Source organism: Pontibacter rugosus (genome assembly GCF_042678745.1).
Taxonomy (GTDB): domain Bacteria; phylum Bacteroidota; class Bacteroidia; order Cytophagales; family Hymenobacteraceae; genus Pontibacter; species Pontibacter rugosus.
Genome location: NZ_JBHTLD010000588.1, coordinates 1 through 507, shown reverse-complemented (window position 1 = coordinate 507; position 507 = coordinate 1). Strand labels below are relative to the sequence as shown.

General features: G+C 34.1%; 1 protein-coding gene. It reads right to left on the bottom strand.

Annotated features, from left to right (window positions below; translation table 11 throughout):
• On the bottom strand, nt 1-507 hold a 507-nt coding region (locus ACFQ2O_RS22615; protein ID WP_377533329.1), incomplete at both ends, for a hypothetical protein.

Below are 507 nucleotides of genomic sequence, written 5' to 3'. Positions count from 1 at the left end.
AGTAAGGGTTTCTATAAATAAACCTGTAATAAAGAAGTAGAGCATTCCAAGAAGTAGAAATTTGTTTATACTACTATACTTTAGCAGATACAAATAAAAGTAAAAGAAGAGTAGAAAACCGGGAATTCCAAGCATTATTGTCCACTGTCCAAGTTCTGAAGCAGGTGATATATTCTTATCCCCATTCTTTCTTGTGCCCCAAGTCAATATTTCATCCGCCTTGCCTCCAGTTAAAGATGAAATTAAGTCAACTGGTGCTTTTAGATGCTCAATAAAGTATACATAATACAAACCACCTGTGCCTAATGGGTAAAAAGCAGCTACGTAAAAGCTATTTACAAACGCTGAGGATCGTGTAACAACCGATGTATAATTTTCAATATCTGACTTAATGTGAGCAGACACCTTTGGTATAATATATACAAGAGAAAGAGAAAACAGGAACAATGAAACAAGAAAAAGCTTTAGCTTTATTTTTCTTTGGAGCAGAAAGTAAATTGCTATAGC